Raw genomic sequence first — 24,981 nt, forward strand, 5'->3', positions numbered from 1 at the left:
TATTTTACGCAATTTAGAGGCAAATATAAGCTATTCCATAAAAATGATTGTATGATTTATGGTCATTATTTCTATTCATCTTGTTTCTTTAGGTTGCTTTTAATTCTTCTCACTATTCAATATTATCTTCATATTCCCCTACTGTTCTACTCACTGTTAGCACAATATCGATAAACTAATCTGAACAAAAACATCCGATCAAACAACATATTCACATTAAATTCACTTTTTGTTAACACCATCAGAGTAACTCATATAAAAAATTGTAAAAGTATGATCTAACCCTCCGAATTGGTCAAAAAACAATCAACTTATTTAAACTACAACTATAGTTTGCCGTCATGTGGACAAAATACCAATGCAAGTTGATACATAACCAATGAAAAGGAAAATAAAATGAGTTTTGAAAATAAAGACAAAGCTAAACAATATTGGGATGAGAATATTAAACTCGTCCTTTCCTTACTCAGTATTTGGGCCTTCGTCTCTTTTGGATGTGGCATTTTGTTCGTTGATATTTTAAATAAAATATCGTTTATGGGATTTAAACTTGGGTTCTGGTTTGCGCAGCAAGGTTCAATATACGTATTTTTGTTACTTATTTTTATTTATGTAAAAAAATCAAATGCCCTTGACCAAAAATATGGCGTAGATGAATAATACTCAGGAGTAACAAAAATGGATGTTCAATTATTAACTTATATTATTGTGGGTATTACATTTGCGTTATATATAGGTATCGCAATCAAAACCCGAGCAGGATCGACCAAAGAGTTTTACGTAGCAGGAGGCGGTGTTCCACCTGCATTAAATGGTATGGCAACAGCTGCTGACTGGATGTCTGCTGCTTCATTTATTTCACTTGCAGGAATTGTTTCCTTTGTTGGTTATGATGGCAGTGTTTATCTAATGGGCTGGACTGGAGGCTATGTACTACTTGCTCTATTAATGGTCCCCTATTTAAGAAAATTTGGTAAATTTACCGTGCCCGATTTTCTAGGAGATCGTTATTACTCACAAGCAGCTCGGACCGTTGCCGTCATCTGTGCCATATTTATAAGTTTTACATATATTGCAGGGCAAATGCGCGGCGTAGGCGTTGTGTTCTCCCGCTTCCTAGAAGTAGAAGTTGATACCGGTGTTTATATCGGAATGTGCGTTGTATTTTTCTATGCGGTATTAGGCGGCATGAAAGGAATTACCTATACACAGGTCGCTCAATACTGTGTCATGATTTTCGCCTTTATGGTGCCGGCTATATTCCTATCGGTCATGATGACAGGCCATATTTTCCCACAACTTGGTTTTGGTGCTGAATTATTAGACGCGAGTGGAAATAGCTCAGGTGTTTACTTACTCGATAAACTTGATGGCCTTTCTGCTGAACTTGGCTTTGCACAGTATACCGAGGGTTCAAAAAGCATGATCGATGTGTTCTTTATCTGCGGTGCACTAATGTTTGGTACCGCCGGATTACCCCATGTGATTGTTCGTTTCTTCACGGTTCCAACGGTCAAAGCATCACGTAGCTCTGCAGGGTGGACATTACTATTTATCGCCATAATGTACACAACAATTCCCGCCCTTGCCGCTTTTTCTCGTGTAAATATGATTGAATCGGTTAATGGTTCTGATGGCAAAGGAATTCCACATGAGCAGGCACCTAACTGGGTAAATAGTTGGGAAAAAACCAGTTTAATCAAATGGGATGATAAAAATGGTGATGGCAATATGCAATACGCGAACGGTCCTGAAAATGAAATGAAAATTGACCGAGATATTATCGTGTTAGCAACCCCTGAAATGGCTAACTTGCCTGCTTGGGTTATTGCACTAATGGCTGCGGGTGGTTTAGCGGCGGCATTATCAACGTCTGCAGGTTTATTATTGGTTATCTCAACCTCGGTTTCCCATGATCTGCTTAAAAAGAACTTAATGCCAAATATCTCTGATAAAAAAGAGCTTATTTATGCACGTACTGCAGCGGCTGTTGGTATTATTATGGCAGGATATTTTGGTATTAATCCCCCCGGTTTTGTTGCAGCCGTGGTCGCGATTGCCTTTGGTCTAGCAGCCTCCTCATTATTTCCTGCCATAACAATGGGCATTTTCTCTAAACGAATGAATAAAGAAGGTGCCATTGCTGGAATGATATTTGGCTTATTATTTACCGCAATCTATATCGTTTACTTCAAGTTTATCAATCCAGCAGATAATACCGCTGAAAACTGGTTATTTGGGATATCACCGGAAGGTATTGGTTTGTTAGGTATGGTAGTCAACTTTGTTTTCGCCATTATTGTGTGCAAAATAACCACCCCACTCCCTGAGTCAGTTGTTGACATGGTAGAATCGATTCGCTTTCCCAAGGGCGCAGGAGAAGCACAGGACCATTAACAAAAATAACAGTGAATACTTTAAAATGTAGTATTCGCCATTATTTTATTCCAGTTGAACGAGTTAACTTTTCAGTGCTTCGTTCAATTGGTCTTACTATATAGGTTAATTAATCATGGATATAACCGAACTCAAACCGATTACTAATTTCATCGCTACGTTGCCCCCTTTTGATAAGCTATCCGACTCACTTATTCATCACTGTTGTCAATCTATCTCTGTTGTCTATTATGGAAAAAATGATCAGTTTGTACATGTCGATACTAACCCTCCACAACTCTATATCGTCAGAACAGGTGCATTTGAAATAACGACACAACATGGTGAACTAATTGATCGCATGAGTGATGGGCAATATTTTGGTTTTAGTGGTATGTTGTCAGGTGAAAAAGTGGTTAATAAAATCCGTATATTAGAGGACGGCTTGGTCTATCAATTACCATTAGCAGCATTCAATCATTTACGCGCTAATAATCAATTATTTGATCAGTTTTTTAATAAAGCATTTGCTAAACGGATTCGTAACCAAGAAGAATTACTTAGCAATAATATCAATACTGGACGGATAAGCTCGCTAAGATCAACGACATTAATTAGCATCGATAGCCATTCAACAATTCAACAAGCGGCAGTATTAATGTCTGAAAATAGAGTATCTTCATTAGCCATTATTAATAATAAACAACTCATTGGTGTTATAACGGATCGCGATCTTCGTGAACGCGTCTTAGCGAAAGGATTAACCGGGACAACACTCGTCAATCAAGTCATGACGGACTCCCCAACGACTATTGCTAAGCATGCACTTATTTTTGAAGCCATGTTATTAATGAGTGAAAAAAATATTCATCATTTGCCCGTGATGGAAAATAATCGTGCTATTTCGATGCTTACTAATACCGATATAATGAGCCAACAAAGTTCTCAGCCACTTTTTTTAATCGGGCAAATAAATCGTCAAAACAATACAAGTGACTTGGTTAATATCAGCAAAAAATTGCCTAATTTACTGCAAAATTTAATATCCAATGATGCAAAAGCGCAGGAGATAGGCCAAATTTTAACGTTAGTCACGGATGCCCTCACTAAACGTTTAATTGGTATTGCGCAACAACAGCTTGGTGCTGCCCCCATGAAATTTTGTTGGTTAGCATTTGGCTCTCAAGCACGACAAGATCAAGCCGCTGGCGCCGATCAAGATAATGCATTACTACTGGAATATGAAACCAATTCAACCAGCGCGAAGTATTTCAAACAATTGTCGGAGTTAGTTTGCAATGGATTGGATCGATGTGGTTTTCCCTATTGCCCTGGTAATATCATGGCTCAAAATCCGCAGTGGCGCTGCTCTCTAAAACAATGGCAAGCCCAATTTAGTCAATGGATTGATTCACCTCAACCACAGGCACTATTAAATTCAAGCATATTTTTCGATATACGCCCCATTTACGGCGACACTATTTTATTTGAAAAATTACAACACGATATCCTTAAACAAACCCAACAGAATGATATTTTTCTTGCAGCCTTAACCCGCAATGCAATACAACGGATACCACCACTTGGATTTTTTAGAAACTTTGTTATTGAACGAGATGGAAGAGAAGTAAAAGGCATCGATTTAAAACATAAAGGACTCGCACTTATAAATGATATTTCTCGTATTTATGCACTGGCCTATGGTATCCCTGAAGTAAATAGCAAACGACGACTAACGGCGTTAATGGCGATAAAAGGAATCAATCAACAGGGTATAAAAAACCTTATCGATGCAGCAGAAATAATTGGACATAAACGTTTAGTAAATCAAGGCGTTCAATATAAACAAGGCGTTCCATTATCTAATTATTTATTACCAGATAGTTTAACACCACTCTCTCAACATCATTTAAAGGAAGCTTTCAAAGTGATTCATGATAGCCAATCAGGCATTAAACTTTCATTTTTAAGGCAATTTTAATGTTTTCAGCACTGTTAACAAAAATACGTTTTTATCACCAACAACTAACCTGTAAAAATACACTAGTAAATCAGTATTATCAGGCCATGGCTCCTTTACTTAACCAATCAATAAACAATACCCCCCTACTCGCTATCGATCTAGAAATGACTGGCTTAAATGTGCAACATGATCAAATTATTAGTATCGGCTTAATACCGATTGTTAATGGCGAAATAATATTAAATAAAGGCCAACATAAATTAATAAAAATTGAAGGAAGTGTCGGTCAAAGCGCAACTATTCACGGCGTCTTAGATAATGATCTCGACCAAGCAATATCCCTAGATAAGGCGTTAACCTGGTTATTTCAACAAGCAGCTGGTTATGTACTGGTTGCCCATCATGCACCATTAGATATGCGCTTTATTGAACAAGCTTTATACCAACAAACCTCTCAAATCGTCCGACTTTTTGCAATCGATACAATGCGAATTGAGCAACAACGCTTACTGCGTAAACAATCAATAATAAATACTGGCGACCTCAGATTAGATTGTTGTAGACAGCGTTACAATTTGCCAAATTACGCTGCACATAATGCACTCGTCGATGCATTGTCTTGTGCTGAATTATTGCTTGCACAACTCAACAAAATGGGTGAAATAGAAAAAATTACAACAGCCGAGTTAATGCGTTAGATACTCTGTTATTATTCACCAATTAATATCAATTGTATTAAATATGTAAATGAATTTTGCGTAGGAAAAAAACTTAGTTCGAGGCGGAAGTTAATATAAGCAGCTGTGGTTTTTGTAATTGTTAAAATTTCACGGACCAATAAAAAAGCACCTTATCAACATTGACTCGGTGCCTTTAAAATAACTCGATATAACGAAAATCCGTTATATCGTCAGTTAATTAACTAAATCGAAACGATCTGCATTCATTACTTTCGTCCAAGCAGCTACAAAGTCCTGAACAAATTTAACTTTATTATCATCCTGTGCATACACTTCCGCATATGAACGAAGGATAGAATTAGAGCCAAATACGAGATCTACGCGTGTTGCAGTCCATTTTACTTCTTCAGTATCACGATCTTGAATATTATAAGTGTTACGACCGGTCGGAATCCATGCGAAATTCATATCAGTCAAATTCACAAAGAAATCGTTACTTAATGCACCTTCATTATCAGTAAATACACCATGCTTAGTATCACCGTAGTTAGTACCAATAACACGCATACCACCAATTAAGACTGTCATTTCGGGAGCGGTTAGTCCCATCAATTGAGTGCGGTCTAGCAACATTTCTTCTGCAGTAACCGTATAATTAGCTTTTAACCAGTTACGGAAACCATCGTGTAACGGTTCAAGAACATCAAAGGAATCAACGTCAGTCATCTCGTCGGTCGCATCACCACGTCCGGCAGAGAAAGGCACGTCAATATCAACTCCAGCTGCTTTTGCTGCTTGTTCAACGCCCACATTACCAGCAAGTACAATCACATCAGCAATACTTGCGCCACTGTCTGCTGCGATAGTTTCTAGAACAGTCAATACTTTCGCTAAACGAGCAGGCTCATTTCCTTCCCAATCTTTTTGTGGTGCAAGACGAATACGAGCACCATTAGCACCACCGCGTCGGTCTGAACCACGGAATGTACGAGCACTATCCCAAGCAGTAGATACCATTTCACTCACGGTTAAATCACTTGCCACAATTTTCGCTTTAACAGCTTCGACGTCATAATCCGTGCTGCCGGCAGGAATAGGATCTTGCCAAATCAAATCTTCTTTTGGCACATCAGGTCCTAGGTAATTTGCTTTTGGACCTAAATCACGATGCGTTAGTTTAAACCATGCTCGTGCAAATACTTCTGAAAAATATTCAGGATCGTTGTAAAACTTGTCTGAAATTTTACGGTACTCCGGATCCACCTTCATCGCCATATCAGCATCTGTCATGATAGGGTTATAACGAGTTGTTAAGTCTTCTACATCAACGGGTTTATCTTCTTCTTTAATGTCGATAGGCTCCCACTGTGTTGCACCTGCAGGGCTTTTTTTCAGTTCCCAGTCATAATTAAGTAACAATTCAAAGTAACCATTGTCCCATTCAGTTGGGTTTGTGGTCCAAGCACCTTCAATACCACTTGAAACGGTGTTACGACCAATACCACGTTTCGTTTTATTTAACCAGCCAAAGCCTTGATCTTCGATTTCTGCCCCTTCCGGATCCGCTTCTAGTTGCTCAGCTTTCCCATTCCCGTGACATTTACCAACGGTATGACCACCGGCAGTCAAAGCAACGGTTTCTTCATCATTCATTGCCATACGTTCAAATGTAACACGTATATCATTTGCCGTTTTTTGAGGATCAGAAATACCATCTACACCTTCAGGGTTTACATAAATAAGCCCCATCATTACCGATGCTAAAGGGTTTTCAAGATCACGTTCGCCTGAATATCGGCTACCTTCACTACCACTTGGTGCTAACCACTCTTTTTCAGATCCCCAGTAGATGTCTTTTTCTGGATGCCAAATATCTTCTCGACCAAATGCAAATCCATAGGTTTTTAATCCCATTGACTCATAAGCAATAGTACCTGCATAGGTAATTAAATCAGCCCAGCTCAATTTATTACCGTATTTCTTTTTAATCGGCCAAAGTAATCGACGTGCTTTATCTAGATTAACGTTATCAGGCCAGGAGTTAAGCGGAGCAAAACGTTGGTTTCCGGTAGATGCACCACCCCGTCCATCAGAGATACGATATGTACCAGCGGCATGCCAAGACATACGAATCATCAAACCACCATAATGTCCCCAGTCAGCAGGCCACCACGATTTACTATCGGTCATTAAAGCATGCATATCTTTTTTAAGTTCAGCGACATCAAGCTGTTTAACTGCTTCACGGTAATTAAAAGCAACACCTAATGGATTTGTTTTTGTATCATGCTGATGGAGAATATCCAGATTAAGGGCTTTTGGCCACCATTCCATTACTGACATATTACTTTCAGTAGCACCACCATGCATTACTGGACATTTAGAACCACTTTCAGCACCGCCATGAGGCACTGGACATTTACTATCAGACATAGGCATTTTCCTTTTATATATAAACAAATATTATGAAATTAATATGTTGTATGAGTAGTATAGTCACTTATTTTGAAACGAATGTGAAACTGTTATATCCTATTCACTTAATAGCTAAAACCTATTTAACACTCTAAATCAATCGACATTACATATAAAACACGATAAACATAAAGGTCGTCATTAACACTCCATAACAACGATTAATAAATGACTTTAATATAGAAAAGAATAATTCTGTGGTTTTTTATTCCCTTGAAGCACAACTTCTAATTCAGTTACAAAGATGCGTTGGGCTTTTCCTGATAATATACCCGTTACCAATCAAGATGCGTTTATCAGTCACTAGCTCGGATACCAAGGCAAGGCGTAACATGATGACAATGGCTAGCCCTTATCGAATGTTATAACGCAGTATTGGTGTTCGAGCTAGTGACCCGCAGGGCAAGACGAAAGGCAAACATCTTCGTTGTTATAAAGCCTCGATTTAACCCGTTAGATCTTCACCTTTATGCCTAGAATCTGCTCACCTCTCGTCTTGCTGATTTCTGCATCTTGAATGGTAACGGGTATATCTTGTCTACATCATGGTCTATCTTTGTAAAGATAAACAGAGTCGACAGATTCGCCTCCATTTATCCTAAGCATCAAGCAGTAATTATATTACGTTCAATAAATACATTTTTAACCACAAACATGCCATTAAGTGCCGCAGGAAAACCAGCATAAACAGCCATTTGTATCACAACTTCAATTATTTCTTGCGGTTCACACCCAACATTTAATGCACCATTGACATGAACGGCTAATTGCGGCTCACAATGCCCAAGCGACGTTAATGCAGCAATGGTAGCAAGTTCACGTGCCTTTAAATCAAGTCCCGGCCGTTGGTAAATATCACCGAAGGGAAATTCAATCGTATATTTTGCCAAATCTGGTGAAATAGACGCTAGACTTTCAATGACTTTTCTTCCCGCTTCCCCGTCTATTTCATTTAATTTATTAAGCCCGGATTGATAACGTTGATTATTCATAATTACTCCAATAATTGCGCTTGTGCAAATTCACAATAAATCAACCTTACCGCTTAGAGCTCGCTCTAAGTCAAGTATTTATTTTCTCTTCAGCATTTCACTATAATAATTAATTTTATCATTGAGCTTGTTAAGGTGGCCCTGCTCTTCCGCTATTTTTTTCGCTAAGACTTGTGCATGCTTTTCCAACATAGCCATTCGTAAATCCGATGTTGTGTCACCAATATCTCTTAAATCTGCGTATTTTTTAATATTAGCCAGTGGCATATTGGTATCCTTAAGGCGTTTAATAAATTCAAACCACACAACATCTTTTTCAGTAAAACAACGATGACCACTGCTATTTCGTTCAATATTTTTTACTAATCCAATTTTTTCGTAATAACGAATGGTATAGGCTGTAATATTGGTTGCCTTTGCAAAGGCCTGAATATTCATCGATATAATCTCCTTAATATTATCCTATTTTAACCCATCGAGATCGCCAACTTGGTGCTTCATAGTCATCGGGCCAATATTCAACTTGTTTACTAATTAAACCATTATTAACAGTATGAAATGTTATCGCTCTCGCTGTCACAACGCCATCCGATATAGAAACATCTGTCACCACAGTATTATGTTCAGTAACAATAGAATTTATTTCAAACATCCATTTTCCATTCGCAGGATAATTTTCATTAATCGCTGTAAAATTTTTTCGACCAATAATCAATTCCGAAGATTGAGGCCAAACCCCTTGAAAGTCTTCAGTTAACCATAAACTAGCCCGATTAAAATCATTGGATTTCATCGCATCCCAAAACGCAATAACCACTTTTTTTGCATGCATTTACAACAACCTTCTATATTTTATTTAACGTTTCCCATTCATCACGAAGCAATCCATATTTGATTGAATCATAATATTGTCCTTGATAATAACGTACCTTCCGTAAGCAAGCCTCTTGTGTGAATCCAACTTTTAGCGCGCAAGACATCATCGCTTTATTGCCAGACCAAGTTGTTACGCCTACTCGCGCAATCTCTAATGTTGAAAAAAGATGTGTAATCCATAGTCGTAATGCTTTATAAGCAATCCCTTTTCCCCAGTAAGTTGAATCATAAAGAACCACTCCCATCTCTAGCCACCGAGTCGATTCACACTCCCAGTAAAAACTAACAGATCCAACCGGTTTGTTGTCGATAGTTATCAATTGCATGTCCACTCCCTCACATAGACGCTTAAACACACCTTGCTTAAACTCAATTAAGGAGGGTGATTGATAGGGAAAATAAGGACCATTAAATTGAGTCCACTGCAGGTCAAAGGTAATTAAATGATGCACAATGTTTAGTTCATTATGATGCGCATTTCTTATTTCTATTTTCATGCGAAAACCTTTTAAAAAAGAGATTAAAAATATCCCCATCACTATTCAAAATGTAAAAATGCATTTTAAATGGAAATGAATACAACAGTGATTATTTTTTTATTGCAACATGATCTTTTTTGATTGCCATTCTATGCATTACCTTATTAATACTTAATTCAAAAATAGTATACCGCTTAAATATTCTACACCCCATTGAAATTGGCTATCCGTAAGATATACAATGTATATACATTCAAGGAAAAATTAAACACGTAAAATAATGACAGAAAAAAAACAACGCAAAAAAGCAAAGAAAAAAGACAGTCAGTTGATAATTCGCATTAATAGTGAAGATAGAGATGAGTTTGTCCGTCTTTGTGAAGATTTAGATACAAGCGCGGCACGAGAGATCCGACAATTTATGCGTACCTTTGTAGAAAAAAATAATTAATTTTAAATTTGACCCATCAAGATTGTGCTAAACCAACTTTATTATAAGTTAACCTAGTCAATCATAAGGATCAAAGAGGCAATAATGCCTATTACAGCAACGTTAAAGGATAGAATAATGTCTAAAGCAACAAAAAAAGCAATTAAATCGATCAAGAAAGAAATTAAAGCAAGAGCAGCAAAAATTGCTAAACAGGAAGGTAAAATCAAAAAACTTAAAAAAGCGCTGAAAAAATCGTAATCATTTTTTGAACTTTCTGTCTTCTCCCTGCTATTTATCTGAGGGAGAAGGCAAAAATTTTAACAATAACGTCTTTAAAGGCCAGCTTGTAATAAACGTTCAATATCTTGCTTAGAAAGTGGCTTCGAAAAATAATATCCCTGAGCATAATCACACCCCAGTTCAATTAATAAATCTAATTGTTGTTTGCTTTCTACCCCTTCAGCCAATACTTTAACTTCTAAAATATTTCCCATCGCCACTATATGCTGAGTAAATTTTTTATCGAGTTGTGTATGACAAATTTTATCGATCAAACTACGATCTAATTTTATTTTATCTAAAGATTTATGGAGAATACGTATTAAATTTAAAGAAGAATAACCAGTCCCAAAATCATCAACAGCAATATAAATGCCTAACTGCTTCAATTCAGCCATATTACTTTCTATCATCTTTGCATTATTAATAGAACTTGTTTCCACTACCTCTAATTCAAGTAAATTAGTCGGACACCCGGTAAGTTTAAGAATGGCGACAATACGTTCAACAAACGTACTCATCTCCATCGTCATAAATGAAATATTAATCGCAACTCTTGGTGTGGGTACTTGCTGCTCTTTCCAGGAAACAAGTTGTTCACAAACCCGCGTAAACACCCACAAATCGAATTCAAAATGTAAACCAATATCCTCCGTTATAGGCACAAAAACATCAGGTGCAATAATACCTAATGTTTCATCGGTCCAACGAGACAATGCTTCTAACCCAATAATTTCATTGGTGTAAATATCATATTGGGGTTGATAATAAACTTGAATAATATTTCGAGAGATAGCTTCGGGCAGTGCATCAATAATTAACTTTCTCGTTAAAAATTCATTTTTAGTATCGGGTAATGCAATAAAATATTCATTGGTACTGAATTTTTTGGCTTTTTTTAAAACCGTTTCAGCCGCCAATTCCATTGGGTGATGCATATCATATTCAAATCCTGGCGCACTTACCCCAATACTAAAAGATTTTGTAATTTGTAAATTATCTGAAACACGGATAGGGTCCGCTAATACAACACATAACTCTTGGCAAATTTCATTAATACGATCAAGTAATGTACCTGCTAACGCGGCGTAGGTATCTTCAACTAAAATAGCAAATTTAGCATTCGAAAAACGGATAACAAATCCATAATCTTTTGCTGTTTTTTGTAATAACTTACCTAATTCAACCAAGTACTGGTCGCCAATTGAAAAATCATAGCGGTAGTTAATTGTTGAAAAGTTATCAACATCAATAACCACGAGTACGAGATGCTTTAAAGGTACGTTTTTAACGTTGACAAGATAATCGATACGCGAGGATAGTGCCCAGCCATTTGGCAGACCAGATATAGCGTCTAATGATTTGTTATTGGAAACGCGAAAATATAATTTATAAGTATCATCATACAGATAAACACAATGTACTTTAACGGACAAAGCAAAATATAAAACATTGAATATTTTGGCTGTTGCAAAAACACCATTAGGTCGTTCATATCCACCTTTAAAAAAAGCATCTAAATCAACAAAGTTCTCATCATTTGATAAAACTAATAAATCCCGTAGAACACGATTAGCAATCTCAGATTCAGTAAAACCAAACAGCTCCGTAAAAGCTTCATTACTTTCTGTAATAAGACCATTTTTGACGGTTAAGGAAGCTAATAATGTTGTTGTATTATCTTTCATTACAGATCTCATCAATATGAAAAAAGAGAAATAAGATTTCATTTCCACCCGCGATAAAAATGATTTCATACTGCAGTATAACAGATGACTAGAAAAAATTATTGAAATCAACTTAATTCAATAATCATTATCGAATCGGTCGCCACTCACTAATTTCCCTTTAAGTATCTAAAAAACAATCAGTTAACCTTATATTGATGTACCATTTTTTCGCAGATAATTTCTTGTTCCACTACCCTGCAGGCTCACATTCGTTTATGCTCTTGTTATTACATATATACAATAAAAGGAAAGGCTATGCGTATCACTGCAAATTTTGATGCAGGTAACATCAACGTTATTAATCTCGACGATAAAAAAGATATTCAATTAGCGATTAACCCCGATGTAGGAAATGAATTTTTCCAATGGTTTAACTTTCGTGTAGAAGGTGAAGTTGGTGAGCAATATATTCTTAATATAATCAATGCAGGTGAATCATCATATGTTGAAGGTTGGGAAAACTATCAAGCCGTTGCTTCTTATGATCGTCAACATTGGTTCCGCCTCCCTACTTTTTACAAAAATGGAAAACTCACTATCGTTGCAGATATGGAATGTGAAACTATTCAAATTGCTTATTTTGCCCCATACAGTTATGAGCGTCATCAAGATCTTCTTTCAGCGGTGCAAATGCATCCTTTAGTGAGCCTAGAACATTTAGGCGAGACGCTCGATCAGCGCGACCTAACCTTGGTTAAAATTGGCGACGGCGACACAAGTAAGCGCAATATTTGGATCACTGCTCGTCAACACCCAGGTGAAACAATGGCAGAATGGTTAGTTGATGGTTTAATACATAGTTTATTAAATAGTGATAACCCAACCGGAAAATTATTACTTGATAAAGCTAATTTCTATATCGTACCAAATATGAATCCCGATGGTAGTGTACGTGGACACCTTCGTACTAACGCTGCAGGCATAAATTTAAACCGAGAATGGCAAACACCCAGTTTAGAAAAAAGCCCAGAAGTCTTTCATGTGATCAATAAAATGAAAGCAACCGGCGTTGATCTTTTTTATGATGTCCATGGTGATGAAGCGTTACCTTATGTCTTTCTTTCTGGTTCAGAAGGCACGCCAAGTTACAACGAGCGTCTTGCTTCATTACATCAAAAATTTTCAGACGTATTAAAATTAGCAAGTGCAGACTTTCAATCAGAAAAAGGCTATGACATTGATGCTCCGGGTGAAGGCAATATGACCGTTGCAACCAACTGGGTCGCTGAAACCTTTAATTGCTTAGCGAACACCCTTGAAATGCCCTTTAAAGATAATGCAAATTTACCAGATTCAACGATGGGATGGTCACCTGAACGCTCAGTTAAACTCGGTGAAGCCTCTCTTATTGCTATACTTTCGGTCGTCGATGAATTACGTTAAGTCAAATCATGACTAAATTAACAATCTAGCAATTTCCCCGTTTTATTATGCTGTTAATCAACATCAGAAATACAACGGGTAAATTTCATTCTCAAATAGCCACAAACACGCTTTATCACAACCTAAAACCCCTCGTCGCTAAACAAAGACCACACAACCAATTGATATTAAAAGGTTTATTCACACCCAACACCACATCTGTCTGCATATAACGACATTCATCCTATTTAAAACCTTAAAAAAACACAAGATAAATCCTAACCAACTGATTTACAAGGAATATTAAAAAGTGGCACAGTTATCGCTTTATTACAAATATCGTTAATCGATAACGAGATTTGTAAATTTTGTAATTTTAGATTTTATACATTAACTTAAACTGGAGCATTATTATGAATAAGACACTTATCCTTGCACTTACAATCGCTTTTTCTTCATTCGCCTCTGCAAACGAAACTTCACCTGTTGATCTGACTACATCGGTTGAAGGATTAAAAACAGCTGCAGTTGAAACAAGTTTTGAAACCTATGATGTAGACCAAGATGGTCTTATCAGCTTAAATGAAGCAGCAACTAACGAAGCTTTATCAATTGCTTTTACGACGCTTGATATTGATCAAAATGGCGATCTTTCTGAAGATGAATTCAGCAGTTTCAGTGAATAATATTCAGCTTTACTTTCAATACCAATAGGTATTGATGGTTTAACAGAGTAAAGCCTGAGCATTATATATACGCCAGCTTTACTCTTTTATTGACAACAAGTAATGCCACCAACTCCATACCAGGTCGTATTATTTTAGAGAAGCAGCCTATTAAACCAATAACTAACCTGCTCTCTTTATTTAACAAGAAATAATTAAAATATTTAACAAGAAATAATTAAAACAACAAGGAACTAAGATGAATTTAAGTAATATCTCAAAAAGTTTATTAATCGCTCTACCAATGCTTGCATTAGGTGCATGTAGCTCAACCGCACAAATTGATACTGAATCTGAAACTCAAGAAGTTGCAGCACAAGTGATTGAACCTGTGGTTGAAGAAACCGTAGAAGCAGAGGTTATTCAACCATTAACAGCTGAAGAATTAATGGTACAACAATACGGCGAAGACATTCTAAAACATCGTGTTAATTTCGATTTTAATCAATCTATGATTAAACCAGAATTTACCTCTATTTTGCTTGCTCATGCAGCTTACTTGAAAGACCATTCAGATAAACTGATTACTGTTGAGGGTTACGCAGATGAAAAAGGAACACCAGAATACAATATCGCACTTGGTGAGCGTCGTGCGATAGCCGTTGCAACTTACTTAGAAAATATGGGTGTTGGCTCTAGTCAAATAAATACCATGAGTTACGGTGAAGAAAAACCTGTTAACCCAGAACATAATGAATCAGCATGGTTGCAAAACCGTCGTGTTGAATTAGTGTTCTAAATCTCATTATTCTAAAATGTGGTTATACACATAGCCACATTTTACCTTCTACACTTGTATACCGCTCTGCTATCCTCACGGCTCATAACTCAATAACGATTGGTTCACTATTTTATTTATTAGAGTATTGTCAATAACCTCGCAGATTCAACTCTGAAGTGCATAACCACTAAGCAGCTATAGCTGCCATGTGTTCAGCCATTAATTTGGCTGGTAGTTTGTAATTTAGCTTTTTCCTTGGTCTATCATTCAGTTGCACTATTACATCTTCAACTTCTGATTGCGATACTTTTTTAAAGTCTGTTGCTTTTGGCCAGTATTGTCGTAATAACCCATTCGTGTTTTCATTCAAACCTCGTTGCCACGAACAATAAGGATCTGCAAAATAAACACCACAGTCTAAGTATTCACTCATCATTTCATGGTAAGCAAACTCTTTACCATTATCTGCTGTGATCGTATGTACGGCTTTTTTATAAGGTTGTAATAAAGCAATCGTCGCAGCGGTGACTGATTTAGCTGATTTGTCGTCAACACGCATAGAGACTGTAAAGCTAGTTTTCCGCTCAACGATAGTCACTAATGCACCACTGTGGCCTTTACCGATGACTAAATCTATTTCCCAATCCCCAATTCTGCTTTTATTATCAATAACCGTTGGGCGTTCATCAATGCTGACTCGGTTTTTGATAAAGCCGCGACCTGCCTGTTTATCCTTACTACGGGATTGGTAAGCCTTGCCTTTTCTACGCAGATGTTGAAATAATTGACCACCACGTTTCTTATCAGCCCAAACATGTAGATAAATTGTTTCATGGCTAATTAGAATGCGGTGTACTTCTTTTAACCAGCCTGATATTTGCTCAGGACTCCATTTCATATAAATCTTTGAATCAATTAATGCAATGAGGTTACTCGTCATTTTAATGGCCTTACGTGAATGTAAGCGGCGCTCCTGAGCAAGGGATTGGGCTTGTTTAATGCGATAACCTCGCTTTCCTGTATTACGAGAAAGCTCTCGACTGATAGTTGATTGACTCACTTTTAATTGCAGTGCAATTTTATTTTGGCTTATTCCTATTTTCTTTAATGCATAAATCTGGCATCTTAGCTCATAGGTCAGTTGATTATATGTTTTCATTGTTGCATCTCTTGCCGGAGAAAAGCGATTAGCATATATTCAGCTGACCACTTTTTCTACCTATTCAAGTTATGCACTTACTATTTGAATCTAAGCCTCATTAAATTCACTTCCTAAACAATTAAAATAAATGAAAAAGTTATAACAACTGAATTTTTTAATTTATCATATTGCCGCAACAATAAGCCTATTATCTTAAATCTATTTTGTTCATAATCAGTAAGCAATTTTTATTATTAATTTGTGATATTGTAGTATTAATGGATAAAGTTTTAGTAAAATTATTAATAAATATATTCTCTAGATTTACCAAAAAAAACAAACATCTTTTAAATATATTAAATAACTCATTGTTATAGCAACAAAATAAATGAGATTCTAAAAAAACATTAAGATGTGTATGATAAAACAACCGCTTAATGGGTGGCTATTAGTATTAATAAATGAGCGAGATCAAATCAAAAACTCATTTTTTAAAATACTATATATATCCAATAACTGACTAATCTGTAAAATCCGGCCACAGTTAGTGAAATTTAACTCGTTCTAATCAATTTAATGAAAAGGAAAGCTTGTGAAAAAACTTCTACTGGGACTATCCCTATTTTTTGGTGCTGCGGTACCTGCAATAGCCAACAGCGGAGGAGATGCAGGCGTCTCTGAATTCATCGATCTTACTACAACATTTTACGGCATCATTGGTTTGTTACTTTTCGTCGGTGCCTACACATTAGTTATTTTCGAAGAACAACTACATATGCGTAAAAGTAAACCTGTTTTACTCGCTGCCGGTTTAATTTGGGTATTAGTTGCCCTTGCCTATCAAACAATTGGTGATATTCATACACCACATGAAGCCATTAAAGCAAACCTGATCGAGTATGCAGAATTATTCTTATTCTTACTGGCGGCAATGACTTATATTAATGCGATGGATGAACGTAATGTATTCCAAGCGTTACGCTCTTGGTTAGTAGGTCGTGGATTCACTCTTAGGGTTGTATTCTGGGTAACGGGTCTGCTTGCATTTTTAATTTCACCACTCGCAGATAACCTTACAACGGCCCTACTAATGGGTGCCGTAGTGATGGCTGTTGGCGGTAAAAACAAAAAGTTCGTTATTGTATCTTGTATTAATGTGGTTGTTGCAGCAAATGCTGGCGGTGCATTCTCTCCATTTGGTGACATCACAACATTAATGGTTTGGCAAAAGGGTAAAATAGAATTCGCAGAGTTTTTTGCTATCTTCATTCCTGCATTAGTTAACTGGTTAATTCCTGCATTGATTATGAGCTTTACCGTAAGCCAAGATCGCCCAGAAGCAATGGATCAAGTTATTAAAATGAAGCTAGGTGCAAAGCGTATCATCCTATTCTTTATCCTAACGATTATCACAGCCGTTTCTTTCCATAACTTTTTACATCTTCCACCAGCAGCGGGCATGATGTTAGGCCTTGGCTACTTAGGCATGTTCTCTTATTACCTTAAAAAGAAAGAACACCGTGTAAGCATGGGTGATCAACCCCTCGATATGACAGGCAAAACACCTGAAGAACAAGCGCATTCAAATAATCCTGGTAACTTTGATTTATTCCGTAAAATTGCACGTGCAGAATGGGATACATTACTTTTCTTCTACGGGGTTATCCTTTGTGTCGGTGGCCTTGGCCAATTCGGTTACTTAGCAGTTACATCAGAATTAATGTATGTCGGTATGGGAGCGACTGGTGCCAATATATTAGTCGGTTTCCTTTCTGCTATTGTTGATAATATTCCCGTTATGTTTGCTGTGTTAACAATGAACCCTGAAATGAGTCATGGACAATGGTTATTAGTTACCTTAACAGCTGGAGTCGGTGGTAGTTTACTTTCTATTGGTTCAGCTGCGGGTGTTGCTCTTATGGGAACAGCACGAGGTGTTTATACTTTTGCAAGTCACTTAAAATGGAGCTGGGCCGTTGCGCTTGGTTATATTGCAAGTATCTTTGTACACTTATGGTTAAATGCATCTCTATTTTAAAATATAACTAACTCATTAATAGCCGAAGCATTATGCTTCGGCTTTTTTATGTTTAAAATTTACAATTCCGCCCAATAAAATAAAAAAAGTATTATAATAAACTCAAATATACATAAAGTCGGAGATTGTTATGAAAATTCAATTAAAAGCGAAAGTAATTTGTAAAGATGGTGATTTAGGTGAAATTAAACAACTATTGATTGATCCAATAAAACAAAAGGCCACACATGTCGTCATTGAAAATAAGCATAATCTTTTACAATTAATCATCCCATTGAATATCATTGAATATACTTCAGACTCAGTAATTTCAATTAATAAAACGGCGGCAGAATTAAACACTTATCCTCAATTTATTAAAAAAGAATTTGTTTGCGTACCACCTCAAGAAGTCGATTTCGTATTTAGCGGCGCAGATCAAAGCATAACCAATTATTATACGTTGTTTCCCTATGTCATTCATGATGGTCAACGTATGCTACAGGTGATCAAAGAAATCATCCCCGAAGGTTACTTAAAGCTTAAAAAAGGATTAAAAGTAAAAGATCCAAACGATAAAGTATTAGGTCACATCGATGAACTATTAATCGATACTGAAACTGATCTAATCTCCCATATAATAATGAGAAAAGGCCATATATTCGGTAACAAAACGATTGCAATACCACGTGCATATATTATGTCATTTGAACCAGATGCTGTTGTCTTATCGATTGAAGAAGCAGAAACGGAAGCACTACCCGAAGTTAATATTAAGAGAGCTTGGAAGTAAAAAATATCAATAATAAATGTATGCGCTGTAGATCAAAAGACACCCGCTTTAACCGTCTCCTTTTGACTAGCGCGTACACATTATATTTTGATTGATGCTTAGCCTACTCCATTAATTAAAAATTCATTTTAACAAACAAAGATAAGCAAATAATTAACGAATTTTATCTTATTTGTTTACGTTTTAATTAACCGACTAACCGTTGCACAAACATGTTCAGCACCTTTTTGAATGGTATCAATAATCGTTGACGCCTTATCAATCAATAATGCATTTTCAGCTGAACGATGACTGACATTATCCATACTTGATTTTGTTTTCTGTGTTAAATGACTGTTCTGTGCCACCATCTTTTCAATCTCAACAGTAGAGGTACTGGTTCGCGCTGCTAGAGTCCGCACTTCATCGGCAACGACAGCAAACCCACGCCCATGCTCTCCCGCCCTTGCAGCTTCAATAGCCGCGTTTAATGCTAGCAGATTGGTTTGATCGGCAATCGAACCAATAGTTGTAACAATTTTGGCAATATTTTCAGATTGAAGATTTAATTGGTCAATAAGTTCAGTAGCAATACCGACCTCAGTGACGATTTGGCCCGAAGTTTCTACTGTATTGTTGAGAATTTCAGCCCCTTCCTTGGAAGCCTGGGCAGTTTGCAACGACGTTTCATAGGCAACTTCCGCCGCATTTTGAATAGCTTGTTGTTCATTAACACGTGGCGTAATATCTGCCGCTACTTTTAAGACTTTAATCACCTTGCCATTACTATTAAAGACAGGATTATAGCTGGCTTCTAACCAAACCGATTCACCTGACTTATTAATACGTTCAAATTTTCCCGTTGTGAAATGACCATTTTCAAGATCCTTCCAAAAATTTGTATTCTCACGATAAAATGCATCGGTGCAAAATTTACGATGATGTTGCCCCGTTATCTCCGCCAATGAATATCCCATGGTATTTAAAAAGTTTTTATTTGCAGTAATAATCGTTCCATCGGGCAGAAATTCAATGATGGCAGAAGAACGATCTATTGAGGTATAAACAGCGTGTTGGCGATCAGATATTTGCTTCGCAGCGGTAATATCAGCCGCAATTTTAACAATTTTGACAACCTTTCCAGCAACTTCAACCGGAAAATAAGTCGCCTCAAGCCATATTTTTTCACCATCTTTACGTTGTCGTAAAAATGTACCCTGTTGGCTTTTCCCAGCTGCTAGCTGCGGCCAGAACTGCTTATATTCCGTACTATTTGCAACACTATCAGGACAAAAAAGAACGTGCTTTTTACCTTTAACCTCATCTATTGAATAACCGGTTGCATTTAAAAACAACGAATTAGCCTCAATAATGGTGCCATCAGGTAAAAAACTAATAGTTGGACAAAATCGATTCATTGCAACAATAAAGGCTGTATTTTGTGCTTCAATACTTTCTTGTTCTGTATTACTTTTTTGTGCTTTTTTAGCAAAAAACATAACCATTTCCTATTCTTTATTTGTATATACTCATTACCATCGAGAAACAATTTGGTACACGGTAATAAATATGGATTTATTTATTGTCAATAATTAGAAGATGGCTGTACGGCTACTCAACGGTGACAAATAACAGCGTCTCTAAAAACAATAACGAGCAATCTGATTTAAACCAATGAGAGTGTAGACTATTTTTTACTTTCCTCCGGCAACATCAATAAAAGTCCCGGTGACATAGGAGGCTTCATCGGATAATAACCACGCAATCGCAGTTGCCACTTCCTCGGGCTTCCCTCCTCGTTGTAATGGAATCTCTGGACTCAACCGATTAACACGATCTGGCTCTCCACCATCCGCATGCATTTCCGTTTCAATAAACCCAGGCCGAACAGCATTAACTCGGATCCCCTGTGCCGCAAGTTCCAAGGATAACCCCTTTGTTAAAGTATCCATGGCCCCTTTTGAAGCTGCATAATCAATATATTCATTGGGAGCACCAGAACGTGCAGCAGCCGATGAAACATTAACAATTGCACCACCCGATGACATCCGTTTAATTGCTTCACGACAACAAAGAAAGCAACTATTGATATTCGTTGACATCACACGATTAAACCGTGCTAGTGTTAAATCAACTAATCGTGATTGAGTAAATAAAATTCCCGCATTATTGACTAAATGGGTCACCCTTCCAAAATGATTTTCAACAGCCTCAAATAATCTAATTACATCATCTTCTTTAGATACATCGGCACAAAAACAAAATACTTTACCGCCTTGCTGGGTTATTTTATCAGCAAGTAATTCCGCATCTTTATTTCTTGAACGATAATTGATACATACCGCGTACCCATTTAATGCCAATAACATCGATGTTGCAGCACCAATGCCGCGACTTCCCCCAGTCACAATAACGACTTTATCCATTTTATTTCCTTATATCTCATTTGGGAATGAACCAAAAATAATTTTCCTACGTATAAACTACCATGCTCACTGTAGGAGAACCCAGATGTTTTCATTCTTTAAAAAAGATCCCATTAAAAATCTCAATAAACAATATTTCCAAAAACTTGAAAATGCGATGCATGCACAACGAAATGGCGATATAAAATCATATTCAATGATTACAGCCGAAGCAGAAACGATAAGAGTTGAAATTGAAAGGATTGAAAATGCAAAATAATCATGACAGCAAGCACAATCGATAAAATGACAGATAGGTATTGAGCTCATTTTTGTATTTTCACCGATCACTTTTCACTTATCAACAAAGGGTTGGCTCACGAGTAATACACGATATATACCCGTTACCATTCAAGATGCAGAAATCAGCAAGACGAGAGGTGAGCAGATTCTAGGCATAAAGGTGAAGATCTAACGGGTATAAATCATTTCAATCTAAAAAAATAGATTAATAGTATCGTGATTTAAGATTTACGTAGGGAAATAGTTTAGTTCGAGGGGATAGCTGATATCAATGATTGTTCCCTTTGCAAAATTTTCAACAACGAAATAAACCATATTAACCAGCAAAATAGATCCGATAATTATTACGATTGGTATTATTTATCGTTTATATTTAACATACGGTAGGAGCTTAAAATATCCCCCTAGGATTAACTCAGGAAAGAAATTAGAGTAATAAATTGAAAGCATTAAACATCAATACACACTTCAGATGAATGTGATACGCCCACATCGTTTGAAGCACTCACTCGATAGCAATAGGTTTCACCCGATTGCACATCAATATCATCAAAGGAAGTTGTATTTTCTTCGACATAATAGGTGGTGCCATAATCTACATTCGATTCAATTCGTCGTTCAATAATAAATTCAACTTCATTATCAGAGTTATCTAACCAAGTAATATGCAGATCAACGTAGTTACTATCAATGTCTGCCAACGTTTCAGTTTGCGCATAGTCGACTGAATCATTGCTTGAAGTTGATGAACCACACCCAACCAACGCAATAGCAGAAAAACCTAGCGTAATCATTAAAATGGCCTGTTTTAAAATCATCATTTTGTCCTCACAAAAGTGATGATTCAGAAATATTGTATATATAACAGAAGAAAAATAAAAAGGAGGTATGAAAGGTATCATGGCCTCGGCAACTCCACTGCTATTAACATTCGTCTACAGGCCGGTGGTTTTGCATATTAAGGTTTCCCTTAATTTGCCTTTTTCTAGCTAATAATATTGTAATAACTGAATCAAGTGCTTTAGCACATTATACCAATCGTAATAATTAGCTGATCTATTTTGCTGGCTAAAATAATTTATTTCTTTGTTGAAAGTTTCGTTAAGGGAACAACCATTAAAGAATTAATGTCTTTATATTAATTCTCACGTTAGAGGATTCACTTGTTAATCTCTCGGTAGTGGCAACTTTCGCCTCAAACTAAGCTATTTTTCCAGCGCAAAATTTAGATCACATATTTAATACAATTGCTATTATATAAATAGAGCATAAATTTTATTTCATTTAATTCATCATAATCGCAAACAATAAACAGCACAAGAGACAGGAAAGATTGACAGGAGAAATAGTATAAAAAAGCGTTAAAATGAGATCGAAAACTTCGATCTCATTTTAAAAAACAAGAAAACTAACTAATTGCTTTGACGATCAAACTTTGTAGAGGTGCAGGTAAAGCAATTTTCCCTGCTAAAACAAATTCATGGGCACTATCTGACATTTTATTCCAGGTTTTAAGAATAATACCAATCCATTTTTCTTCAGAATACTCAGGATGTTTTTCAGCAAAGGCCAACATGTAATATTCAATAAACACTAAACTCGCAACATCTTCGACCAACTGACTATCAGGGTTTCGTTTAATCGCTTTTTTACCTACCGCATTTTTAACCTGCTCAATGTCATTTTCTTTATACCCAGCTTGCGTCATCAATTCAGCAACATGATTGGCATGAAAGGTATAAAGTTCAGTCCGCCACTGATGATATCCCTGTTTACCTGCAGGATAATCACTTCGAAGTGACTTCCAGCGTTGAATATGTTGACCATGGACTGCTATTTTTAACAAATCAGTTGCATTAGGATAAAAACGCATCAACATCTCAGACATTCGTTCCGAATATAAGCGTTCTTTGGGCCATGATTTATCATCGACGAATTCTTGATTAGGATCGCCTTCATTAACGTCATTAATAAGACCAATAACTTGTTCAAACTGTGTGTGATGCATGTAACTCTCCAAGCAGATAGGGTGTAACTTCACCCTCGACTATTTGAGGTGAAAATATCAATAAGCCGATAATAACTATGTTTTAAGGATAACGTTAACAATTAACGAATAAATTAAAATAAGAATATCATTAACCTTATGATAATCAGAGGATTATATTTAGTTAATTGCTATTAGAATCCAGGAATTATTTAGCTAAATTTATAATGACTTAGGACTATAATGACGTTGCAACCAACGACTTAATCCATCTAATCCCGGAAATAAAACCCGTTCTGTTATATTACCTTGATCTAATTTATCTCTAATTTCCCATTTTAGCTCAGCTGGAATAATTATTTTATTCCATAATTCAGGATGCTTAGCTAACCACTTCTCTAATAAACAATTTGCATCGGGCATAATAGAAAACATACCATATTGGTTAACTATTCGATCGTCAATGGAAGGTGGTTCTACAAAAATGGTATAATCTTCGTTGTCTAAATTTTTTAACTGTTCCAAAGAATTAACCGACTCGCTTAGCAATTCCATTGTGAATATATTAGCCCCCTCTTCATCTAGCTTATCACTTAGTTGCTTCGGTATTTGTTGATGTGCTAAAAGATAATTAACGGCCCAAATAACACCATCTCGATCATAATGCTCTATATTTTCTGTTGCAAAATGCAAAGCAACATAGGGAGAATACGTCCAATCTAATAAACGCGTCGGCAAGCCATGATGTTGCGCCAATGAAAGCCAATGCCAAATAGAATCTTTTTCAACCATACTGCGATGCGCATATTTTTTGAAATTACGAATCAAATGCCGTTCTAATTGCGTATAGTCACCGCCTAAACGCATTAGTGTCGTTTCTAAGGAATAATTAACATCGGATAATCCTCGGTAAGCTTGTCGAGAACGAAATCGACCTATTTGCCCATCCCAAGAGTCCGCAAATAATAATGCTTGAAGATCTAACCAACTTTTTGCACGCATTGTAGACATCACTAACACCCACGCTCATACATATCATATTAGAATCTTAGCTTAATCCTATTTGATTACATTTTTAAGTGATTAATTGCTTTATCAAAACATAATACAAAAACACAAATATTGAACTAATAAAAATTATTGATATCTAATGATTAGTTTCAAAAAAGTAAACTCAAAACTATGATCATTTAAATATATTATCACTCAAACTTTCAATGATTTGCATTTATAAGTATCCTCCATGTAAAATCACAATCTTTGTG

Annotated in this window: 24 protein-coding genes and 1 riboswitch; of the genes, 12 read left to right on the top strand and 12 right to left on the bottom strand. The window is 36.4% G+C overall.

Translation table 11 applies throughout. The annotated features are described in order from the left end of the window. Window positions 1–396 precede the first annotated feature (396 nt). The 4 genes from ACR30L_RS11270 to ACR30L_RS11285 all read left to right on the top strand — a co-directional run bounded on the left by ACR30L_RS11270 (window position 397) and on the right by ACR30L_RS11285 (window position 5,037). Window positions 397–660, top strand: coding sequence for a DUF4212 domain-containing protein (locus tag ACR30L_RS11270; protein ID WP_435234350.1), 264 nt, complete (start codon window positions 397–399; stop codon window positions 658–660). Between the two features lie 18 nt (window positions 661–678). Continuing rightward, window positions 679–2,397, top strand: coding sequence for a sodium:solute symporter family protein (locus ACR30L_RS11275; RefSeq protein WP_435234351.1), 1,719 nt, complete (start codon window positions 679–681; stop codon window positions 2,395–2,397). A gap of 115 nt (window positions 2,398–2,512) precedes the next feature. After that, window positions 2,513–4,357 carry a DUF294 nucleotidyltransferase-like domain-containing protein gene (locus ACR30L_RS11280; protein ID WP_435234352.1) on the top strand — a complete coding sequence of 615 codons (1,845 nt, stop codon included), beginning with the start codon at window positions 2,513–2,515 and terminating at the stop codon, window positions 4,355–4,357. Further along, window positions 4,357–5,037 carry an exonuclease domain-containing protein gene (locus tag ACR30L_RS11285; RefSeq protein ID WP_435234353.1) on the top strand — a complete coding sequence of 227 codons (681 nt, stop codon included), beginning with the start codon at window positions 4,357–4,359 and terminating at the stop codon, window positions 5,035–5,037. The genes ACR30L_RS11280 and ACR30L_RS11285 overlap by 1 nt, the downstream gene beginning before the upstream one ends. Window positions 5,038–5,253: 216 nt before the next feature. On the opposite strand, the gene katG is transcribed toward ACR30L_RS11285, so the two are convergent. The 5 genes from katG to ACR30L_RS11310 form a co-directional block, all read right to left on the bottom strand. Then, the gene (gene katG, locus ACR30L_RS11290; protein WP_435234354.1) at window positions 5,254–7,452 is read right to left on the bottom strand and encodes a catalase/peroxidase HPI; all 2,199 of its coding nucleotides are present in this window, start codon (window positions 7,450–7,452) and stop codon (window positions 5,254–5,256) included. Between the two features lie 647 nt (window positions 7,453–8,099). Beyond that, window positions 8,100–8,486 (bottom strand): carboxymuconolactone decarboxylase family protein, encoded by a 387-nt coding sequence (locus tag ACR30L_RS11295; RefSeq protein ID WP_435234355.1) that lies wholly within the window; start codon window positions 8,484–8,486, stop codon window positions 8,100–8,102. A gap of 78 nt (window positions 8,487–8,564) precedes the next feature. Beyond that, window positions 8,565–8,924: a MerR family transcriptional regulator gene (locus tag ACR30L_RS11300; protein ID WP_435234356.1), complete on the bottom strand. Its 360-nt coding sequence runs from the start codon at window positions 8,922–8,924 to the stop codon at window positions 8,565–8,567. A 19-nt stretch (window positions 8,925–8,943) separates the two neighbouring features. Beyond that, a complete protein-coding gene (locus ACR30L_RS11305) occupies window positions 8,944–9,318 on the bottom strand; it encodes a nuclear transport factor 2 family protein (protein ID WP_435234357.1) in 375 nt (124 codons plus the stop codon). Window positions 9,319–9,331: 13 nt separating this feature from the next. Continuing rightward, window positions 9,332–9,859: a GNAT family N-acetyltransferase gene (locus tag ACR30L_RS11310; protein ID WP_435234358.1), complete on the bottom strand. Its 528-nt coding sequence runs from the start codon at window positions 9,857–9,859 to the stop codon at window positions 9,332–9,334. Window positions 9,860–10,121: 262 nt separating this feature from the next. Here ACR30L_RS11310 and ACR30L_RS11315 point away from each other — a divergent pair, with 262 nt between their 5' ends. Next, window positions 10,122–10,292 (top strand): hypothetical protein, encoded by a 171-nt coding sequence (locus tag ACR30L_RS11315; protein WP_435234359.1) that lies wholly within the window; start codon window positions 10,122–10,124, stop codon window positions 10,290–10,292. 84 nt (window positions 10,293–10,376) lie between these two features. After that, entirely contained in the window at window positions 10,377–10,532 is a 156-nt protein-coding gene (locus ACR30L_RS11320) for a hypothetical protein (protein WP_435234360.1), read from the top strand. 74 nt (window positions 10,533–10,606) lie between these two features. On the opposite strand, the gene ACR30L_RS11325 is transcribed toward ACR30L_RS11320, so the two are convergent. Further along, window positions 10,607–12,241, bottom strand: a complete 1,635-nt coding sequence (locus ACR30L_RS11325) for a putative bifunctional diguanylate cyclase/phosphodiesterase (protein ID WP_435234361.1) — start codon at window positions 12,239–12,241, stop codon at window positions 10,607–10,609. 297 nt (window positions 12,242–12,538) lie between these two features. Here ACR30L_RS11325 and ACR30L_RS11330 point away from each other — a divergent pair, with 297 nt between their 5' ends. From ACR30L_RS11330 to pal, 3 genes are all read left to right on the top strand, one after another. Continuing rightward, window positions 12,539–13,666, top strand: a complete 1,128-nt coding sequence (locus tag ACR30L_RS11330; RefSeq protein ID WP_435234362.1) for a M14 family metallopeptidase — start codon at window positions 12,539–12,541, stop codon at window positions 13,664–13,666. A 392-nt stretch (window positions 13,667–14,058) separates the two neighbouring features. Next, window positions 14,059–14,331, top strand: coding sequence for an EF-hand domain-containing protein (locus ACR30L_RS11335; RefSeq protein WP_435234363.1), 273 nt, complete (start codon window positions 14,059–14,061; stop codon window positions 14,329–14,331). 238 nt (window positions 14,332–14,569) lie between these two features. Continuing rightward, window positions 14,570–15,109, top strand: coding sequence for a peptidoglycan-associated lipoprotein Pal (pal, locus tag ACR30L_RS11340; protein ID WP_435234364.1), 540 nt, complete (start codon window positions 14,570–14,572; stop codon window positions 15,107–15,109). A gap of 169 nt (window positions 15,110–15,278) precedes the next feature. Here pal and ACR30L_RS11345 read toward each other — a convergent pair whose 3' ends face one another. Then, window positions 15,279–16,250, bottom strand: a complete 972-nt coding sequence (locus ACR30L_RS11345) for an IS30 family transposase (protein WP_435234365.1) — start codon at window positions 16,248–16,250, stop codon at window positions 15,279–15,281. A gap of 574 nt (window positions 16,251–16,824) precedes the next feature. Here ACR30L_RS11345 and nhaD point away from each other — a divergent pair. Then, window positions 16,825–18,270 carry a sodium:proton antiporter NhaD gene (gene nhaD, locus ACR30L_RS11350; RefSeq protein WP_435234366.1) on the top strand — a complete coding sequence of 482 codons (1,446 nt, stop codon included), beginning with the start codon at window positions 16,825–16,827 and terminating at the stop codon, window positions 18,268–18,270. A gap of 130 nt (window positions 18,271–18,400) precedes the next feature. Then, window positions 18,401–19,042: a PRC-barrel domain-containing protein gene (locus tag ACR30L_RS11355; RefSeq protein ID WP_435234367.1), complete on the top strand. Its 642-nt coding sequence runs from the start codon at window positions 18,401–18,403 to the stop codon at window positions 19,040–19,042. Between the two features lie 176 nt (window positions 19,043–19,218). Here the strand turns inward: ACR30L_RS11355 and ACR30L_RS11360 are convergent, their stop codons facing one another. Continuing rightward, window positions 19,219–20,520, bottom strand: a complete 1,302-nt coding sequence (locus tag ACR30L_RS11360; protein ID WP_435234368.1) for a methyl-accepting chemotaxis protein — start codon at window positions 20,518–20,520, stop codon at window positions 19,219–19,221. 195 nt (window positions 20,521–20,715) lie between these two features. Then, window positions 20,716–21,447: a glucose 1-dehydrogenase gene (locus tag ACR30L_RS11365; RefSeq protein WP_435234369.1), complete on the bottom strand. Its 732-nt coding sequence runs from the start codon at window positions 21,445–21,447 to the stop codon at window positions 20,716–20,718. A gap of 85 nt (window positions 21,448–21,532) precedes the next feature. Between ACR30L_RS11365 and ACR30L_RS11370 the strand changes: the two genes are divergently transcribed. Continuing rightward, window positions 21,533–21,706 carry a DUF6435 family protein gene (locus ACR30L_RS11370; RefSeq protein WP_435234370.1) on the top strand — a complete coding sequence of 58 codons (174 nt, stop codon included), beginning with the start codon at window positions 21,533–21,535 and terminating at the stop codon, window positions 21,704–21,706. 472 nt (window positions 21,707–22,178) lie between these two features. Here ACR30L_RS11370 and ACR30L_RS11375 read toward each other — a convergent pair whose 3' ends face one another. The 3 genes from ACR30L_RS11375 to ACR30L_RS11385 all read right to left on the bottom strand — a co-directional run bounded on the left by ACR30L_RS11375 (window position 22,179) and on the right by ACR30L_RS11385 (window position 24,727). After that, window positions 22,179–22,550 carry a hypothetical protein gene (locus ACR30L_RS11375; protein WP_435234371.1) on the bottom strand — a complete coding sequence of 124 codons (372 nt, stop codon included), beginning with the start codon at window positions 22,548–22,550 and terminating at the stop codon, window positions 22,179–22,181. 84 nt (window positions 22,551–22,634) lie between these two features. Further along, window positions 22,635–22,719: riboswitch (cyclic di-GMP riboswitch) on the bottom strand. Between the two features lie 418 nt (window positions 22,720–23,137). Further along, a complete protein-coding gene (locus ACR30L_RS11380) occupies window positions 23,138–23,737 on the bottom strand; it encodes a DUF4202 domain-containing protein (RefSeq protein ID WP_435234372.1) in 600 nt (199 codons plus the stop codon). 201 nt (window positions 23,738–23,938) lie between these two features. Further along, window positions 23,939–24,727, bottom strand: a complete 789-nt coding sequence (locus ACR30L_RS11385) for an FRG domain-containing protein (RefSeq protein ID WP_435234373.1) — start codon at window positions 24,725–24,727, stop codon at window positions 23,939–23,941. Window positions 24,728–24,981: the final 254 nt, after the last annotated feature.

This window comes from Psychromonas saccharinae (assembly GCF_051201515.1).
Classification (GTDB): Bacteria; Pseudomonadota; Gammaproteobacteria; order Enterobacterales; family Psychromonadaceae; genus Psychromonas.

What these genes read in the sequence shown, in the direction of transcription:
- ACR30L_RS11270 (WP_435234350.1), top strand. Translation starts at nt 397, where the DNA reads ATGAGTTTTGAAAATAAAGACAAAGCTAAACAATATTGGGATGAGAAT.
- ACR30L_RS11275 (WP_435234351.1), top strand. Translation starts at nt 679, where the DNA reads ATGGATGTTCAATTATTAACTTATATTATTGTGGGTATTACATTTGCG.
- ACR30L_RS11280 (WP_435234352.1), top strand. Translation starts at nt 2,513, where the DNA reads ATGGATATAACCGAACTCAAACCGATTACTAATTTCATCGCTACGTTG.
- ACR30L_RS11285 (WP_435234353.1), top strand. Translation starts at nt 4,357, where the DNA reads ATGTTTTCAGCACTGTTAACAAAAATACGTTTTTATCACCAACAACTA.
- katG (WP_435234354.1), bottom strand. Translation starts at nt 7,452, where the DNA reads ATGTCTGATAGTAAATGTCCAGTGCCTCATGGCGGTGCTGAAAGTGGT.
- ACR30L_RS11295 (WP_435234355.1), bottom strand. Translation starts at nt 8,486, where the DNA reads ATGAATAATCAACGTTATCAATCCGGGCTTAATAAATTAAATGAAATA.
- ACR30L_RS11300 (WP_435234356.1), bottom strand. Translation starts at nt 8,924, where the DNA reads ATGAATATTCAGGCCTTTGCAAAGGCAACCAATATTACAGCCTATACC.
- ACR30L_RS11305 (WP_435234357.1), bottom strand. Translation starts at nt 9,318, where the DNA reads ATGCATGCAAAAAAAGTGGTTATTGCGTTTTGGGATGCGATGAAATCC.
- ACR30L_RS11310 (WP_435234358.1), bottom strand. Translation starts at nt 9,859, where the DNA reads ATGAAAATAGAAATAAGAAATGCGCATCATAATGAACTAAACATTGTG.
- ACR30L_RS11315 (WP_435234359.1), top strand. Translation starts at nt 10,122, where the DNA reads ATGACAGAAAAAAAACAACGCAAAAAAGCAAAGAAAAAAGACAGTCAG.
- ACR30L_RS11320 (WP_435234360.1), top strand. Translation starts at nt 10,377, where the DNA reads ATGCCTATTACAGCAACGTTAAAGGATAGAATAATGTCTAAAGCAACA.
- ACR30L_RS11325 (WP_435234361.1), bottom strand. Translation starts at nt 12,241, where the DNA reads ATGAAAGATAATACAACAACATTATTAGCTTCCTTAACCGTCAAAAAT.
- ACR30L_RS11330 (WP_435234362.1), top strand. Translation starts at nt 12,539, where the DNA reads ATGCGTATCACTGCAAATTTTGATGCAGGTAACATCAACGTTATTAAT.
- ACR30L_RS11335 (WP_435234363.1), top strand. Translation starts at nt 14,059, where the DNA reads ATGAATAAGACACTTATCCTTGCACTTACAATCGCTTTTTCTTCATTC.
- pal (WP_435234364.1), top strand. Translation starts at nt 14,570, where the DNA reads ATGAATTTAAGTAATATCTCAAAAAGTTTATTAATCGCTCTACCAATG.
- ACR30L_RS11345 (WP_435234365.1), bottom strand. Translation starts at nt 16,250, where the DNA reads ATGAAAACATATAATCAACTGACCTATGAGCTAAGATGCCAGATTTAT.
- ACR30L_RS11355 (WP_435234367.1), top strand. Translation starts at nt 18,401, where the DNA reads ATGAAAATTCAATTAAAAGCGAAAGTAATTTGTAAAGATGGTGATTTA.
- ACR30L_RS11360 (WP_435234368.1), bottom strand. Translation starts at nt 20,520, where the DNA reads ATGTTTTTTGCTAAAAAAGCACAAAAAAGTAATACAGAACAAGAAAGT.
- ACR30L_RS11365 (WP_435234369.1), bottom strand. Translation starts at nt 21,447, where the DNA reads ATGGATAAAGTCGTTATTGTGACTGGGGGAAGTCGCGGCATTGGTGCT.
- ACR30L_RS11370 (WP_435234370.1), top strand. Translation starts at nt 21,533, where the DNA reads ATGTTTTCATTCTTTAAAAAAGATCCCATTAAAAATCTCAATAAACAA.
- ACR30L_RS11375 (WP_435234371.1), bottom strand. Translation starts at nt 22,550, where the DNA reads ATGATGATTTTAAAACAGGCCATTTTAATGATTACGCTAGGTTTTTCT.
- ACR30L_RS11380 (WP_435234372.1), bottom strand. Translation starts at nt 23,737, where the DNA reads ATGCATCACACACAGTTTGAACAAGTTATTGGTCTTATTAATGACGTT.
- ACR30L_RS11385 (WP_435234373.1), bottom strand. Translation starts at nt 24,727, where the DNA reads ATGTCTACAATGCGTGCAAAAAGTTGGTTAGATCTTCAAGCATTATTA.